Origin of the sequence: Priestia sp. J2 (assembly GCF_020790095.1) — a bacterium.
GTDB classification, from domain to species: domain Bacteria; phylum Bacillota; class Bacilli; order Bacillales; family Bacillaceae_H; genus Priestia; species Priestia zanthoxyli.
The window spans coordinates 2,292,357-2,307,179 of the sequence record NZ_CP086208.1 but is presented as its reverse complement, the minus strand read 5'-3'; the positions used below and the strand labels follow the sequence as shown (position 1 = coordinate 2,307,179).

Annotated in this window: 13 protein-coding genes and 1 pseudogene; 4 read left to right on the top strand and 10 right to left on the bottom strand. The window is 35.5% G+C overall.

Going from position 1 to position 14,823, the window contains the following annotated elements; genetic code table 11:
• Positions 1-175: 175 nt before the first annotated feature.
• Positions 176-775 carry a DedA family protein gene (locus LJY09_RS11560; protein WP_014460120.1) on the top strand — a complete coding sequence of 200 codons (600 nt, stop codon included), beginning with the start codon at positions 176-178 and terminating at the stop codon, positions 773-775.
• 41 nt (positions 776-816) lie between these two features.
• On the opposite strand, the gene LJY09_RS11555 is transcribed toward LJY09_RS11560, so the two are convergent.
• From LJY09_RS11555 to LJY09_RS11545, 3 genes are all read right to left on the bottom strand, one after another.
• Entirely contained in the window at positions 817-2,124 is a 1,308-nt protein-coding gene (locus tag LJY09_RS11555) for a CitMHS family transporter (RefSeq protein ID WP_034266108.1), read from the bottom strand.
• Between the two features lie 197 nt (positions 2,125-2,321).
• A complete protein-coding gene (locus tag LJY09_RS11550; RefSeq protein WP_098999322.1) occupies positions 2,322-3,029 on the bottom strand; it encodes a response regulator in 708 nt (235 codons plus the stop codon).
• Positions 3,026-4,639 carry an ATP-binding protein gene (locus tag LJY09_RS11545; RefSeq protein WP_034266101.1) on the bottom strand — a complete coding sequence of 538 codons (1,614 nt, stop codon included), beginning with the start codon at positions 4,637-4,639 and terminating at the stop codon, positions 3,026-3,028. Before LJY09_RS11545 ends, LJY09_RS11550 begins: the two co-directional genes overlap by 4 nt.
• 206 nt (positions 4,640-4,845) lie before the next feature.
• Here LJY09_RS11545 and LJY09_RS11540 point away from each other — a divergent pair, with 206 nt between their 5' ends.
• The 3 genes from LJY09_RS11540 to LJY09_RS11530 all read left to right on the top strand — a co-directional run bounded on the left by LJY09_RS11540 (position 4,846) and on the right by LJY09_RS11530 (position 6,904).
• Positions 4,846-5,616, top strand: coding sequence for an SDR family NAD(P)-dependent oxidoreductase (locus LJY09_RS11540; protein ID WP_028413364.1), 771 nt, complete (start codon positions 4,846-4,848; stop codon positions 5,614-5,616).
• Between the two features lie 175 nt (positions 5,617-5,791).
• A complete protein-coding gene (gene sspL / locus LJY09_RS11535) occupies positions 5,792-5,932 on the top strand; it encodes a small, acid-soluble spore protein L (RefSeq protein ID WP_013057030.1) in 141 nt (46 codons plus the stop codon).
• A gap of 300 nt (positions 5,933-6,232) precedes the next feature.
• Positions 6,233-6,904, top strand: a complete 672-nt coding sequence (locus tag LJY09_RS11530; RefSeq protein ID WP_047750986.1) for an NAD(P)H-dependent oxidoreductase — start codon at positions 6,233-6,235, stop codon at positions 6,902-6,904.
• Between the two features lie 29 nt (positions 6,905-6,933).
• Here LJY09_RS11530 and LJY09_RS11525 read toward each other — a convergent pair whose 3' ends face one another.
• The 7 genes and pseudogenes from LJY09_RS11525 to LJY09_RS11495 form a co-directional block, all read right to left on the bottom strand.
• Positions 6,934-7,221: a hypothetical protein gene (locus LJY09_RS11525; protein ID WP_028413366.1), complete on the bottom strand. Its 288-nt coding sequence runs from the start codon at positions 7,219-7,221 to the stop codon at positions 6,934-6,936.
• Positions 7,222-7,336: 115 nt separating this feature from the next.
• Positions 7,337-7,555, bottom strand: a complete 219-nt coding sequence (locus LJY09_RS11520) for a spore germination protein (protein WP_033578963.1) — start codon at positions 7,553-7,555, stop codon at positions 7,337-7,339.
• A gap of 164 nt (positions 7,556-7,719) precedes the next feature.
• Positions 7,720-8,388, bottom strand: a complete 669-nt coding sequence (fsa, locus tag LJY09_RS11515; protein ID WP_028413368.1) for a fructose-6-phosphate aldolase — start codon at positions 8,386-8,388, stop codon at positions 7,720-7,722.
• A gap of 279 nt (positions 8,389-8,667) precedes the next feature.
• Positions 8,668-9,408 (bottom strand): metallophosphoesterase family protein, encoded by a 741-nt coding sequence (locus LJY09_RS11510; RefSeq protein WP_028413369.1) that lies wholly within the window; start codon positions 9,406-9,408, stop codon positions 8,668-8,670.
• 307 nt (positions 9,409-9,715) lie between these two features.
• Positions 9,716-11,314, bottom strand: a pseudogene (locus LJY09_RS11505) (M4 family metallopeptidase); the annotation flags it as partial.
• Positions 11,315-11,920: 606 nt separating this feature from the next.
• Positions 11,921-12,061 (bottom strand): YjcZ family sporulation protein, encoded by a 141-nt coding sequence (locus LJY09_RS11500; RefSeq protein WP_028413371.1) that lies wholly within the window; start codon positions 12,059-12,061, stop codon positions 11,921-11,923.
• Between the two features lie 559 nt (positions 12,062-12,620).
• A complete protein-coding gene (locus tag LJY09_RS11495; RefSeq protein WP_155010164.1) occupies positions 12,621-14,708 on the bottom strand; it encodes a PAS domain S-box protein in 2,088 nt (695 codons plus the stop codon).
• Between the last annotated feature and the right edge of the window lie 115 nt (positions 14,709-14,823).

Genomic DNA, 14,823 nt, shown 5'->3' with positions numbered 1-14,823 from the left:
ATAATTTCACTTTGAGTAGAAGCTATAAAATATACTTCCTTCTTTTTTCCTTGTACAAGCTAAGTTTTTTTCTGTTATATCCCGCGCTCTTCCTTTATTTTCTTTTCTCTTATAAGTTTTTCCGAACATATAGATGGGTATTTGAATGTTATGACACAGAAAAAGAGGCGATCTTATGCTACACTTCATAACAGACTTACTGAAACAATTTGGAATTTGGGGACTTTTAAGCGGACTGGCCATTGAGGCTTCCTCCCTGCCGTTTCCTGGTTCTCTTCTCACCCTTACCTACGGATACTTATTAAACATGCACATAGTGAAATTATTATTAATCGCTCTTGCAGGAAGCGCCGTTTATACAGCTTTTAGCTTTATACCGTATGGGATAGGCTATAAATTAGAAGATAAGGTAAAGAAAAAATTATCAAAAAAGAAAAAAGCATTTGAGAAATCGCAAAAATGGTTTAAAAAATGCGGATTATGGAGTATTGCGATTGCTCGTCCTTTAGGGCTCGGCAACTACATTTCTTACCTTTCAGGGCTATCTAAAGTAAAACCTATGCCGTTTGCTCTGCTCACATTTCTTGGTATCTTTCCTTTGAATATTGCCATGCTTTGGCTAGGACAAATCGGAAACTTTAAGTCCATTCAGTCTTTTATCTCAGATGCACAAACTTATATTCTAATTGCAGCGGTAGTGGCTGTATGCGGATTTTTAATTTATAAGTTCTATTTTAAAAAGAGCAGCTGCAGCGAACAGTCTAGTTCAACTTAAGATTAAGAATATAAAAAAAGACCCCGAGGGGTCTTTTTTTATTAAATGGAAATAACACCTAAGATTAATGCAGCTAGTGTCATCACCGCCGTAGTTCCTAGCGCCCACTTAATTAAAAATCGTTGCAAATCACTAAATTCAATTCCTACCATTCCAATTAATAAGTGAGCTGCTGCTACCAAGGGACTTATCACGTGAACAGGTTGTCCTAAGATAGCAGCTCTTCCAATTTCAGCTGCGCTAATGCCATAACTTTCGGCAGCTTGAGCAATAATCGGCAATACGCCAAAATAAAAAGCATTATTAGACATAAAAAATGTAAAAGGAGCACTTAAAAATGCTACTACAACTGGCAAAAAAGGGCCCATTGCATCTGGAATTATTCCTACAAGTGTATTTGCCATAGCATCAATCATCTTTGTTCCAGACATAATTCCTGTAAAAATACCTGCTGCAATAACAATTGAAACGACGGCTACCGCATTATTTGCATGAGATGAAATTCGCTGCTGTTGATCTTTGATGTTTGGATAATTTATTAGTAATGCAATAGCGAATGCTACCATGAACAAAAGCATCAGCGACATGAAGTCCATAATTAAGCACACCATAAGACTAACGGTAAGCAGAAAATTAAACCATACTAACTTAGGACGTCGATAGTCTGAATATTGCACTGTTCCCTCTACTTCATGTGCGTGTGCAATTTCATTTGCAGAATGTTTAATATTGATAACTCCTAATCTTTTTCTTTCCCTTCTTCCAAGTACAACAGAAACAAACAGCACCCATAGAAGCCCAAAACCCATTACAGGTATCAAAGGCAAAAACAACTGAGATGAATCCAAATTTAATGAACTCATAGCCATAGCAGAAGCACCTCCCCACGGAGTCATATTCATAACTCCCATAGATAGCATCGCTACTCCTGCAAGGATAAGTGGATTCATTTCTAAGCGTTTATATAGCGGAAGCAAAGAAGAAACCGTTATCATATATGTAGTAGTTCCATCCCCATCTAAAGCAACCATCATTGAAAGCACAGCAGTTCCTACAACGATTTTTAGAGGATCTCCTTTTACAACCTTTAAAATGAATGAAACAAGAGGGTCAAACAATCCTGAATCAATCATCAACCCAAAATATAAAATAGCAAATAAAATCATAATAGCTGTAGGCGCAATGTCTTTTACACCCTCGAGCATCATAGGTCCCATTCCACTAGCAAAACCGCCTATTAGACCAAATATGATGGGGATAATGATAAGAGCAACCATTGGGGTAAGTCGTTTTGACATAATTAAATACATGAAGACTGCAACCATTAAAAATCCTAATAAAGAAAGCACAGATATTTTTCCTCCTTTTTGATAACGTTTTCATTTTTATTTGCTACACGTTATTAAAAAGGTATCACTTGTTGAAGCTGGTTCATAGATAACCAACATAAGTTTAATATCTTTTATAAAAGTAATTTTTTTCATTTTTTTCATGCATCATTTCTACATAAAAACGAGATAGCGGATAAAAACCCACTATCTCGTTTTTATGTAAGATTAGTTACTCGATATTTCCGTTCGGGCCTCCCTACACTTCCATACACTATTTCAACCTGCATTTCCTTACACGATACTAAATACTCTAAATACCTTCTCATTGTTGAATAACTGATACCGACTAATTGAGCAAACTCATCTACATTCAAGCTTTCCTGAACTTTGCAAACTTTATCTCTTACCAAACGAAGAGTATGTTTATCAATACCTTTAGGAAATGCTGTTACTGCAGCCGCTGATTGATTGCGGCGACTATGATGTGTTCTAAATAAATGGTCTATTTTGTCTTGATTAATCATTTTATTTTCAGTTAATTCTATTCTCGTAGACTGATAATGTTTTAAAGTAGATAAAAATTTATCAATAATTACAGGTTTCACCAAATAACCAAACGCTCCGCCTCTTATTGCTTCTCCTACTGTTTCAACATCATTGGCTGCCGTTATTAAAATAATGTCGATTCCTCGATACTTCTTTCTAATTTCCCATAGCAGTTCTACTCCATTGATATCTGGCAAAAAGACATCTAATAAAATTAATTGCGGTGTAAATATTGTCAGTAATTCTAAAGCCTGTTCTCCAGATCCTGCTGTCGCAACAACAGTGAAATGCTCTAGTTTCTTAGTAAATTGTTCATAAATTTGTGCAGCTGTAGAATCATCTTCTATAATCATGACATTAATTTGATTTTCAGTCATATCGATTCTTCCTTTTCATTATTTAATAGCTTTGGGATAACTAATGTGAATCTTGCTCCCTGTAACATACTTTTGCTTATGTATAGTTCACCTTTAAGCAACTCTACAGATCTTTTAACAATGGTCAATCCAATCCCGTGATTTTCACCTTTTTTCGTTGTGTAACCATCTATAAAAATCATATTTTCTACTTCTTTTGATATCCCTTGTCCATTGTCTTCAACTTCAAAAATCAGGTCGTTTCCTACATCTGTAAAAGATACTAGCACGTTCCCTTTATGTTCTCGCACAGCCTCGAGCGCATTATCAATTAAATTCCCCAAGATGGAAACAACGTTTTTTGCCTCTTCGATATCTAAAGTACTTGTTAAGTTACTATCTTGATCAATTTCTAAAGTGACGTCTAATTCTTTCGAACGATTGATTTTCCCAAGTAAGCAGGCAGCAATCAAAGGATCCTTCACAGAAGACATTAAAAAAGAAAGAATATCTTGGCGTTCCTTTACCTCTGATGAAATCATTTGCATGACATGCTCATATTTCTTTAACCTTAATAACCCGTAAATCACGTTCAGCTTATTTAAAAATTCGTGATTTTGAGCGCGTAAATTATCAGAGAACATTTTAATTTTAGAAATCTCTTCAGTCAATTCTTCAATTTGTGATAAAGTTCTTATGGTAAGAACGATACCTTGCACTTCTTTTTTTCTTACAATAGGAGATAAATCTAAAATATACTGCTGACCATCTAGTAGAAGGGATTGGTTAGAATACACGCATTGCTCTTCTATTGCTTGATCAATTAGCTGTCCTAAACGGGTGTTCTTTATCTCTCCTCCTATTGCTAAATGAAGGTTATCAAAGAGCTCTCTAGCCCTTCTATTCATCGACGTTACATATTTTTCGACATTTACAGTAACAGTAGCATCTCGAATAGATTCAAGGGTAGCCTCTTTTTCTTTAAAAAGAAAGGAAATTTCCTCTGGTTCCAGTCCAAATATTAGTCTTTTTACCCGCCTTGCAATAAAGAAAGCCCCAAATGCTCCAATAAGAAAAGGAATACAGGACAATTTAATAATTTTTATTCTATAATCATTAATCTGTTTTTCTATATTGCTTACAAGAAACCCTACCGAAGAAACACCTATAACGTTTCCTTGGCTATCCCATATGGGGGTTTTGGCTTTAATTGCAAATCCTGAAATTCCTTTTCCTTTATAAATAATGGATTGATGCTTCTTTAAAGAAGCTTCATTGCTTGTTTTGGTATGTTTTCCAATGTAACTACTATTGGGATGAGAATAGCGTATTCCTTTATCATTGGCGATGGTGACATAATCTGCCCCCGTGGTTTTTCTTATTTTTTCAGCAACAGGTTGGATGTGCTCAGAAGGATTTTTCTGCTTAAAAGCTTTTACAATCATTTTATCTTCAGAAGCTAATTTTGCTACTGTCATAGCTTGATTACCTACATATTTTTCGACAATTTCATCTACCATTGCAGAAAATAAGATGCATACAAGGACGGTACTAACAAGAATAACTACAGTGATGAGTAATGTAATTTGGGCAAGTAAGCTAAGTCTTCTATTCACGTAAAGAGAACGCATACATTCCTCCTTTTAAGGAATTAATAATGAAATAAAATACCGTCTTTTGTTTTAAGTTTAGCATAAAAAAAAGGAAGTTTAGCACCAAACTTCAAATGTTTATAATCAGACTGATAAAGGGAAAAATAAATCGAATAAACGCTTGACTTAAAGTATACTTTAACAATTATAATCAATTCGAAAACATCGCAAATGGAGGAATTAACATGAAATATACAGTAATCACTGGCGCAAGTTCGGGAATTGGATATGAAACAGCTTTAGCTTTCGCAGCGCGCGGAAAAAACCTTATATTAGCTGCACGTAGAGAGGACAAGCTGGATGAGTTAAAAGAAAAGATTGAAAAACTGAACCAAGATGTAAATGTTATTATCCAGTCGGTTGATTTATCCGTGGCAGAAAATGCTCACACGTTTTATGAGTCGCTTAAAGAATATGAGTTAGAAACATGGATTAACAATGCTGGATTTGGAAACTTTGCTTCTGTCGGTGAACAAAAATTAACTAAAATTGAAACAATGCTTCACTTAAATATCGAAGCCTTAACCATTCTTTCTTCTCTATTTGTAAGAGATTATGAAAATGTTGAAGGTACACAGCTTATTAATGTCTCTTCTGGAGGCGGCTACACCATTGTTGCTGATGCAGTCACTTATTGCGCAACAAAATTCTACGTAAGTGCATTTACAGAAGGTCTTTCTCAAGAATTGAAAGGAAGAGGATCAAAAATGCAGGCTAAAGTTCTAGCTCCAGCGGCTACTGAAACAGAATTTGCACAGCGTTCGATGGATATGAGTGATTTTGAATACGAAGGACGAGTACCTAAGTTTCATACGTCAAAAGAAATGGCTGCTTTTATGCTGGACCTTTATGATAGCAATAAAACGGTAGGACTTGTAGATGGCGTGACTTACGAATTTCAATTAAAAGATCCTATCTATCCATATGCAGACAGAGCGACAAGTTCAGATTCTTAAACAGAAAAGCACCCTTTTAGGGGTGTTTTTTTATGGACTCTTGAATGGGTATCTTGTTTATGTGATGAAAATGCTTAAAGATAGTCGTGTTCAAACTCGACTTATACTTGCACTCTTTATTTCCTGATTTTTGTTTCACTTTTTTGCACATACTAACCGAACGGAGGTGACGAAAATGGGTACAAAAAAATCTGCTAACCGAGGTCAAGTAGCTCCTGGTGTTAACCCTCAAGGGCACGGAAAAGATGTTGAATTTTCAACAGAACCGAAAAGTGAACTTGAAAACAAAGCGAAAAAATCAAATACAAAAATTTAACTAAAAAGGAGAAGGTTCCTCTTCTCCTTTCTCCCCCTCTTAACTGCTTTTCCTAAATACACTCTACAGGTCGTTTACTTCTTTCTGCTTCTTATAAAACTGTATCAATAGTATAAAAAAGTATACTATACAACAAAAATGTGCGTACTTGTTAGGATGAATTATATGATTTATGATAAATCTGCAAACGGATTTTACGACAAATTGTATGTTAACTGACTGTTAGTTGTAAGCTATACAGGGTATAGATTACTCTGAACAGTTCATCATTAAATATTTTTACAGAAAGGTTGTTTACACATGAACAATACAGATAAGAAACAAGAAATTTTAGACGCATTTAACTTTCGTCATGCTACAAAAGAGTTTGATCCAGCGAAGAAAATTTCCGATGAAGATTTCCAATTCATTTTAGAAACGGGGCGCTTATCTCCAAGCTCAGTAGGTTACGAGCCGTGGAAATTTTTAGTCGTTGAAAATGAAGATTTAAAAGAAAAATTAAAAGCTGTTTCTTGGGGAGCACAAGGCCAAATTCCTACAGCAAGTCATTTTGTTATTATTCTTTCTCGTACAGACGCAAGATATGACTCTGAATATGTGTTAAATCTTCAGAAAAACGTAAAAGAAATGCCGGAGGATGTATTAGAGACATTAATGCCTCGTTACAAAGATTTCCAAGAAAATGATTTTCACTTGTTCGAAAGCAAGCGAGCGCTATTTGATTGGGCCAGCAAACAATCTTATATTGCACTAGCTAATATGATGACATCAGCTGCTCAAATTGGCATTGATTCTTGCCCAATTGAAGGGTTTAACTATGACCAAGTACATGAAATTCTAAAAGAAGAAGGATTACTAGAAGACGGCAAGTTTGATGTTTCTGTTATGGTTGCGTTCGGCTACCGTATTCACGAACCTAAACGCGAAAAAACAAGAAGAAGTATGGATCAAGTTGTACAGTGGATCAAATAATAAACCAAAAAAAGAAGAGGTGACGTTGCTCACCTCTTCTTTTTTATATCTTTATATGCTGCTATAAAATCACCAGGATCGGTGTGTATGGTATAAGCGAACATTCCTTGATTTGTATGTAAGTACAAAAAGCCGCTTTCTTTTGAAACGCATTTGTAAGAGATGTCAAATACGCTGTTAATGTGAAAGGACTCATTCTCTGTTTCAATATTATCAGTATATAAGCACATGTCTTTTGAATGCTGAATCGTCACTTTTTTTGTTCGTTTTATTTTTCTTTCAACGTATGTATAAGGAATCATAGAAATAATGCTCATAGCACAGCTCCCCTTCTTTATGAATATTTTCCTTTTGGAGCATAAAATATCTCGTTAACAAAACTCTATCACTTACCAAAAAACAATTCCAGAAATACTCTTTCTGGAATTGTTTTTAAGATTGTTGCTCTTTATTTTCTTCATCTTTGCAAAAGTCGATATTACTGTTTGTCATAGAGGCAATAGCAGGAGAGCTATTTCCAAACGAAAAACAAGCTCCTACCGATTTTGTATTGGCCGTGTGACTATTTTGTACAACACAGCCTACGCTTACATTTGAATTGTCTTTTAACCCGTTAGTCACGATATTCTCAATGTTAATAATACATCCCATTTTACCACCTCTTTCGTTTCTATTAACGTATGTCATCTCTGTATATATGTATAGGATGTTCGCCTATTAATGATAAGTTGTTTGCTGCAAAATAGAAAAAAAGAATCTTCGTATACCCTTTAAACAGAGAAGACACTCAAATGATGTCTTCTCCTTAAGTGAATTTAACTTTTCACAGCTTTTTCCCAGTCTGATGCAAACTTTTCAATTCCTTGTTCTGTTAACGGGTGTTTTACTAATTGTTCAATTACAGCATACGGAATGGTCGCAATATGAGCCCCAGCAAGAGCTACTCGTGTGACATGATCTGGGTGTCTGACTGACGCTGCTATAATTTGTGAGTCAATGTGTTGAATTCGAAATAGCTCGGCAATTCGAGATACCAGATACACACCGTCTTCTGAAATATCATCTAAGCGTCCTAAAAATGGCGATACGTATGTCGCACCAGCACGGGCTGCTAGAAGCGCTTGATTCACTGTGAAAATTAACGTTACGTTTGTTTTCACGCCTTTTTTAGCTAGATAACGGGTTGCTTCCAATCCAGCAATGGTCATAGGAAGTTTAATTGTTATATTTTTGTCTCCTCCGTTAATTTTTATAAGCTTTTCTGCTTGCGCAATCATGTCTTCTGCTGTTACTGTGTCGGGGGTGACTTCTGCTGAAACGGATTCTACTTCCGGGACGGTTTTTAAAATTTCTTCGATGCGATCTTCAAACTTTACGCCTTCTTTAGCTACTAGCGAAGGGTTTGTGGTAACACCTGATAATACCCCGATTTTATATGCTTTTTTAATATCTTCCAGGTTAGCTGTATCAATAAAAAATTTCATCATGTATTCCTCCACTCGTTATGTTAAAAACAGCTTTTCAGGGGCATTTTTGCATAACTTTATGTTCAAATGGAATTGCCCTCTTCATATTGTCTTCATAAAATAAAATTTATTTCCTTTCAAATGCTGTATGTTTTTCTCCAAGTTTTCCCTTCTTTAAACTCATCTGAATAACTTCTATTTGTATGTATCATACTAATGATGTTGAAAAACCTCTCAGCTACTCAACTAAAAAACCTCCAGCATTTATGCTGAAGGTTAAGATGCATCATTCTACTCTTAATTTTTTAGTCCTCTATAGCGAGCTGTTTTTAATTCTTGAACGTAGGGTTCAAAGTCCGGCATCTCTACAGCTCTCGCCAATTCAATTGCTTTTTCAATATCGTATGGAATACGCACAAATTGAATAGAAAATGCTGAAGGACTTTCGCCTTGATCCTTTCCTTCTAAGATAAGATAGGAAGCTTGTGGTAAATCAAGCGGGTTTCCTACACTTCCTACATTACACAGCGTTTTCCCTTTAATATGTTGAATAAATGCATTATGTACATCTCCGTAACAGATGACATCCGGTTCTCTTGATCCTTTTATATTTTCCGTATATTCCGTATTAGCAAATAGACTAAGGCGCTTTTCAAGTGAATCCCAGGGTTGAATTCGGTCATAAAGACTTCTAGGTGAAGCGTGAAACATTCTAATTAATTTCCCGCTCATCATAAACTCAACAGAAAAAGGAAGTTCCTTTAAGTATGCTTCTTGGTTTGAACTTAACTTCTCTTGATGCCATTTTAACGCTTCAAATTCCGCAGGCTTTGTAATGAAGTCATCCCAGTTCCCCATTACTGTTACTTCGCACTTTTCTTTTATGATATCAATTGCTTTACTTGAATCCGGTCCTTTTCCTACTAAATCACCTAGACAAATGATGCGATGGATATCTCGTTGTTGTATGTCAGCTAAAACTGCTTCTAATGCAGGGAGATTTCCGTGGATATCTGAAATAACAGCAATTTTGTCCATTGATTCCTCCACTCCTTTTTCATATGTATGTATTCAAGCCTTTTCTTTATTATAACATTTTATGATAAGACCGTTTACTAAAACGGGTCCTCTTCATTTAACAAGCAACGGTATAATTCGAATGGATATAAAAGGGAGGAATAAGAAGTGGATTTTTATGGATTGGGAAGAAATCTATCTTCATTATTTATTAACATAAAATAAAGGAGTACTGTAATATATTTATACGAGTACTCCTTTATTGGTAGTTAGGTAGTATAGAGAGTCGCCAGATACCTCATTTATCTTGCGACTTTTGGTTTATAGCTTATTGAACACCAACTGCGTCAAATGACTTGCCTACTGAAATTACTTCTTGAGAGCCTGAACCGTATAGATCAGCAGCAGCTTGTACTAAACCTGCACGCGCTTGGCTGAACGTTGTAGACTGAGTGAAGTATAGCGTATTGGCACGGTAATAAATTTTCCCTAGCTTATCTCCGCCGATTCCTATTACAGTAACTCCGTAATGAGTTCCTCCGTTAGCTAGCAAGTAGGCAGCTTTGTTAATAATACCGCTATTTGTATGAACCCCGCCGTTGTCACTAGAACCTGTATAGCGCTTTGAATAATGATCCGGATCTCCGTATTTCGCTGGGTTGCTCATTGAACGAAGTGCATCGCCGCTTGTTCCAGGCGTATAAATATCCTCTCCAATTTCCCAATCTGGATTTCGGTTGTCATAGTATTCTACCAACGTTCCGAAAATATCGGAAATCGCTTCGTTTAATGCACCTGATTCATATTGATAGATTAAATTAGAACTTCTTTCTGTCACCGCATGCGTCAATTCATGTCCGATAACATCTAATCCTCCTGATAGCGGAACAAAAGTAGTTCCATCCCCATCTCCATATACCATTTGAGAGCCATTCCAAAACGCATTGTTGTAGCCGCTGCTATAATGAACAGTCGATTTTAGCGGAGCTCCTGCATTGTCATAGGAGTTGCGGTTAAATTTGTTTTTATAATAATCATATGTCACGCCTGCATAATAGTGAGCATCTACTGCAGCTGCATCGCGAGTTGCATTGTACGTATTATCGGTATCGGCCCATAGCGTACCCGGAAGAGATGTACGATTTTTTGCATCGTACGTATAGATTGTAGCGCCTCTTGTATTATCTTGTAAGTAGTAAGTAGAACTAGATAACGTTGTCTTTAAGGATTTAGTATCTCCAAGAACTCCTTTACCTGAGCCAATAGCATTTGTGCCTGTTACAGGTTTCGCTGCCGGCTTTGCCACTTGCTTCACGTCGGCTTTTGGACCAGCTACGGAATCAATTGTATTGTACTTATCCAGTACTTTACCGCTAGTAGCATCAACAAAGTAATAATAGTTGCCTGGTTCAGGATTTAAGAAATTTAAATTTACTACATAAGCATATGTAGTGTCTGAACCATTTCGATAAATATACAGTTCAGATGAAGGAGATTTTTCATACGTCGGCTTAAAGCCTAAGTCTTTTTCAGCTACTTGAATCGCCTTTTTGCTGTCAAGTTGCTTTTGGCCTTTTAGCTTTTCCTTTTTATCTAAATCAGGAGCTACTGTACCTGATACAACTTTTAAGGTTCCATCTTTCGCTACGTGTGCTAATTGAGTAGATCCCCAAACGGGAATATTATTATATACTTGCTGCAAGCGTACCACGGTTGCTTGTTCAATAGGATCTTTCACCACTTCTGTCACTTTAAATGAGTTTTGAGCATTTTCGTTTCCTAATTTATATTTGTCTTTATTTGTATTCATATAGTGAAATACGACGTCTTGAGCCTTCTGCGATGACGGGCCCGAGAGCTTTCCGGAAATAAACTCAGGAGATTTAATTTCTTTGTTATACTTTTCAGTTGAAAGTACATTGTTTGGCGCAGCACTGCTCGTATGTGCAAAAGCAAATGATGAAGAAAGAATACCAACTGATAATAATACCTTTAAAGCCTGTTTTTTCTTTTTCATAGTTTTTTTCTCCCTATCCCTAGTAAATTTAATTACCTCAATTTTTCTGTTAATTGCGATAATTAGCAACATTATAGCAACTAAAAATTACTACGTCTATATATTATTTCAATATTCCTATTATTATGAAAATTAAAAATGATTCCTCTGCAATAAGTCTTTTTTACCTATTTAAACTATATGAAAATCATTTATGTTGATTTTCATACAAGTAAAATAATTCTTCTAGCCAGCTGATAAAAACTAGTAGGATAGGTAGCGTTATTCGTTCTTACTGTCAGTTCTATGAAGCATTTTACAAAAATTACTTATAAGGAAAATTATAAATTTCAGACCATTTTTTCGGCTTAAATATACTCTTCCTCTTCATTTTTTTATTTTTTTAATCTATTAATTAAATTTTTTATATGTTTTTTATGTACGTGCACAACATTATTTTATTATAGTACTGTACTTCTTATGAACGTAAAAAAGCACGAATCTACTAAAATCTTTGTAAATCCGTGCTTTTTCTGATTATTTCAAGCATACACAACCAACGATAACTAATAAAACAAATAGTACAACGATTAATGCAAAACCGCCACCGTAATTACCGTAGCCGCCGTAACCGCCGTAGCCATAACCACCGCCGTAACCCCAGTTACAAAATCCCATTTCACTTCACCTCCGTAGCCTGTTTACTCTATAGCATATGTACAGGCTAGAAAAAATGCTCGCCCATTTATCGCCCTTTTATAACGATAAAAAAGAGATTGAGACATAATGAAATCACTCCAATCAACCGCTAGAAGCAACCAGCTAGATTAAACCCATGTTCGCCATAACAAAAAAATCCGAACGATAAATCGTTCGGATTTCCCTTCAACTAAACTGCTTTTGTCACAGCCTCTTTTAAGATAACAACTATTAACTTATTTACTTTTAGAAGCTTGTTCTTTAAAGCGAAGTATGTAATACGGAACAATACAAATAACCGCCAAAACGAGAGCCGTTAAACTGACTATGCGGGGATTATTAAGCCCGAAAGAATAGTCTCCAAAAGATGCTCCAATTGCAATAATAGCAAAAATAATATACAGAATACGAAATATGTTAATCCACTTTTTCTGTTTAATCGTAACCACTCCTTTGCTTATTTTACTCCAACATAGAATATTATAACTTTACTAAACAACTTGTTGCAAAATTTCTTCTGCCTTTAACTGATTACCTTTTATTTTAACGGTAAACAAATTTCCACATTCGTCCCTTTGTTTACTTCACTTTCAATACTAAGAGTTCCTTTATGCTGCTGGATAATATTAAAGCAGATCATTAACCCTAACCCAATACCGTCTTCTTTAATACTGTAAAATGGTTCACCTAAATGTTTAATGCGATCTTTTGAAATTCCTACACCTTCATCAATAATTTGAATATGAAGGTGATTGTCGTCTTTTTGTCTCAGCTCAACTTTAATTTCGCCTCCGGAAGGCATTGCTTCAATCGCATTTTTAAGAATATTTATAAACACCTGTTTCATTTGATTGCTTTCACAATATACAAGAGGCAATTCTCCATATGAGTGAAGTTCAATAAAAATGTTTTTCATGGTTGCTTGAGGCTGCAGCAATAAAATCACTTGTTGAATTAACAGCTGCAAATCAATCGACTGAAATGTTACAGCCTGTGGTTTTGCCACAGACATGAATTCATCTGTAATCATTTCAATACGCTCAATTTCAGAGGATATAATGTTCATATAGGTTAACTCTTCTTTACTCGCTTTTTCAGTTAATAGCTGCATAAACCCTTTGATGGCCGTTAAAGGATTTCTAATTTCATGAGCAATAGCTGTAGCAAGCTGACCGACCGCTGCTAATTTCTCAGATTTCTGCAACAGCTCTTCTGTTTCTAGGTATTCTGTCCTGTCTCTTGAAACAATAAGAAGCACTTTTTTGTTTTCTATATTGAACAATTTCCCACTATATTCTAGTTTTTTTACTTCTCCAGACTTAAATGTAAACTGTGATTGCAGCGTGAAAGAAAGATTTCCTTGGCGAATTTCTTCAACCGTTTTTCGAACAATGTCAGAATCTCTAGGTATAATATCTTGGCATGGCATGGATAAAAGCTCTTCTCTCGTATATCCAAAGCGCTTACATCCAGCTTCATTTACTTCGATAAAACGAGAAGGAAAATGATTAGAACCTATTTCAAGTAAATAAATTGCATCGTTTGCATATTCAAATAACGTTCGATATTTCAACTCACTTTCCTTAAGCTTACGATGTAACAAGTCAAGCTCTTTTCTCGCTTTTTTAGCCTCAGATATATCCACACATACTCCAGACAAACCTATTAACTCATCTTTCCCATTAAAAATTGGCGAAATAGTGATGCGAAGATCTACTAAACTTCCGTCTTTACGAGCTCTTACAACTTCTACTCGATTGATTGCCTCTTTTTCAGCAACCGTCTTTTTTATATTCTCATGTACGTCCTCACTAAAAGCCCCTGCTATTTCGTAATATGTTTTCCCAACTACTTCGTGGGCTTTCCAGCCATATACTTTTTCGTAGGCTTCATTAACTCGCAAGATCCGCCCTTCTAAATCAGTTATGATCACCGCATCCATGTGATGATTAATAAAAGACTCCAGCTGTTCTTTCGTATATTCTAGTTCTTTTTTCATTATTCTGACAAAAAAAGAATCTTCTTCATCCTTACATGAATCTGATCCAGCATAAGCAGCTTCTTCTGCTACAGCGTAAAATTTACGATAAAATTCTATCGTCGCTACAGCTACTCCCAGTCCGAGAATTCCGAACACTAAATATTCTATTTCGCTATAAAACGGCGACTGAATAGGTGTATTCCAGAAGTAATTCGTCAGTAAGACATGGACGATAAAATGAATAAAAAAACAAAGAAGAGATTGTTTTAATAAAGAAAACTGCTTTCTATATCGAATAAGAGGAAGGGAAAATAAAAAGGTAAAGATTAAAATTAAGATAGTCAGTAACCAATGACTTTCTAAATAGATACTGCACACAGCCATAGTGATACCTGCAACTGCACCGGCTCTATAACCAAAGTATAGAACGGTCAAAATAAGAGGAAGAAAACGTAAATCATATGTAATCTGTTGATACGTAACGCTATATATCATAAGAATAGCAGAAACAATACTTGCATAAATACCACTCATCCATTTGTATTTATGGGCTAGACGCTGCAGCAAAAATATTCGTATCGCAATCATAATGCTGACAAAAAACGAAAAAATACATAAGTTAACAAATAATCCGCTACTAATCACTCCTTCTATTCCTCCTTTACTTGTAAATATGCGTGAAATAATTCCCTTATATAGAGAGTGTAACATGAATAAGCGCTGCTATTTATAAAATTGATAAAAAAAACTAGTCTCGCCC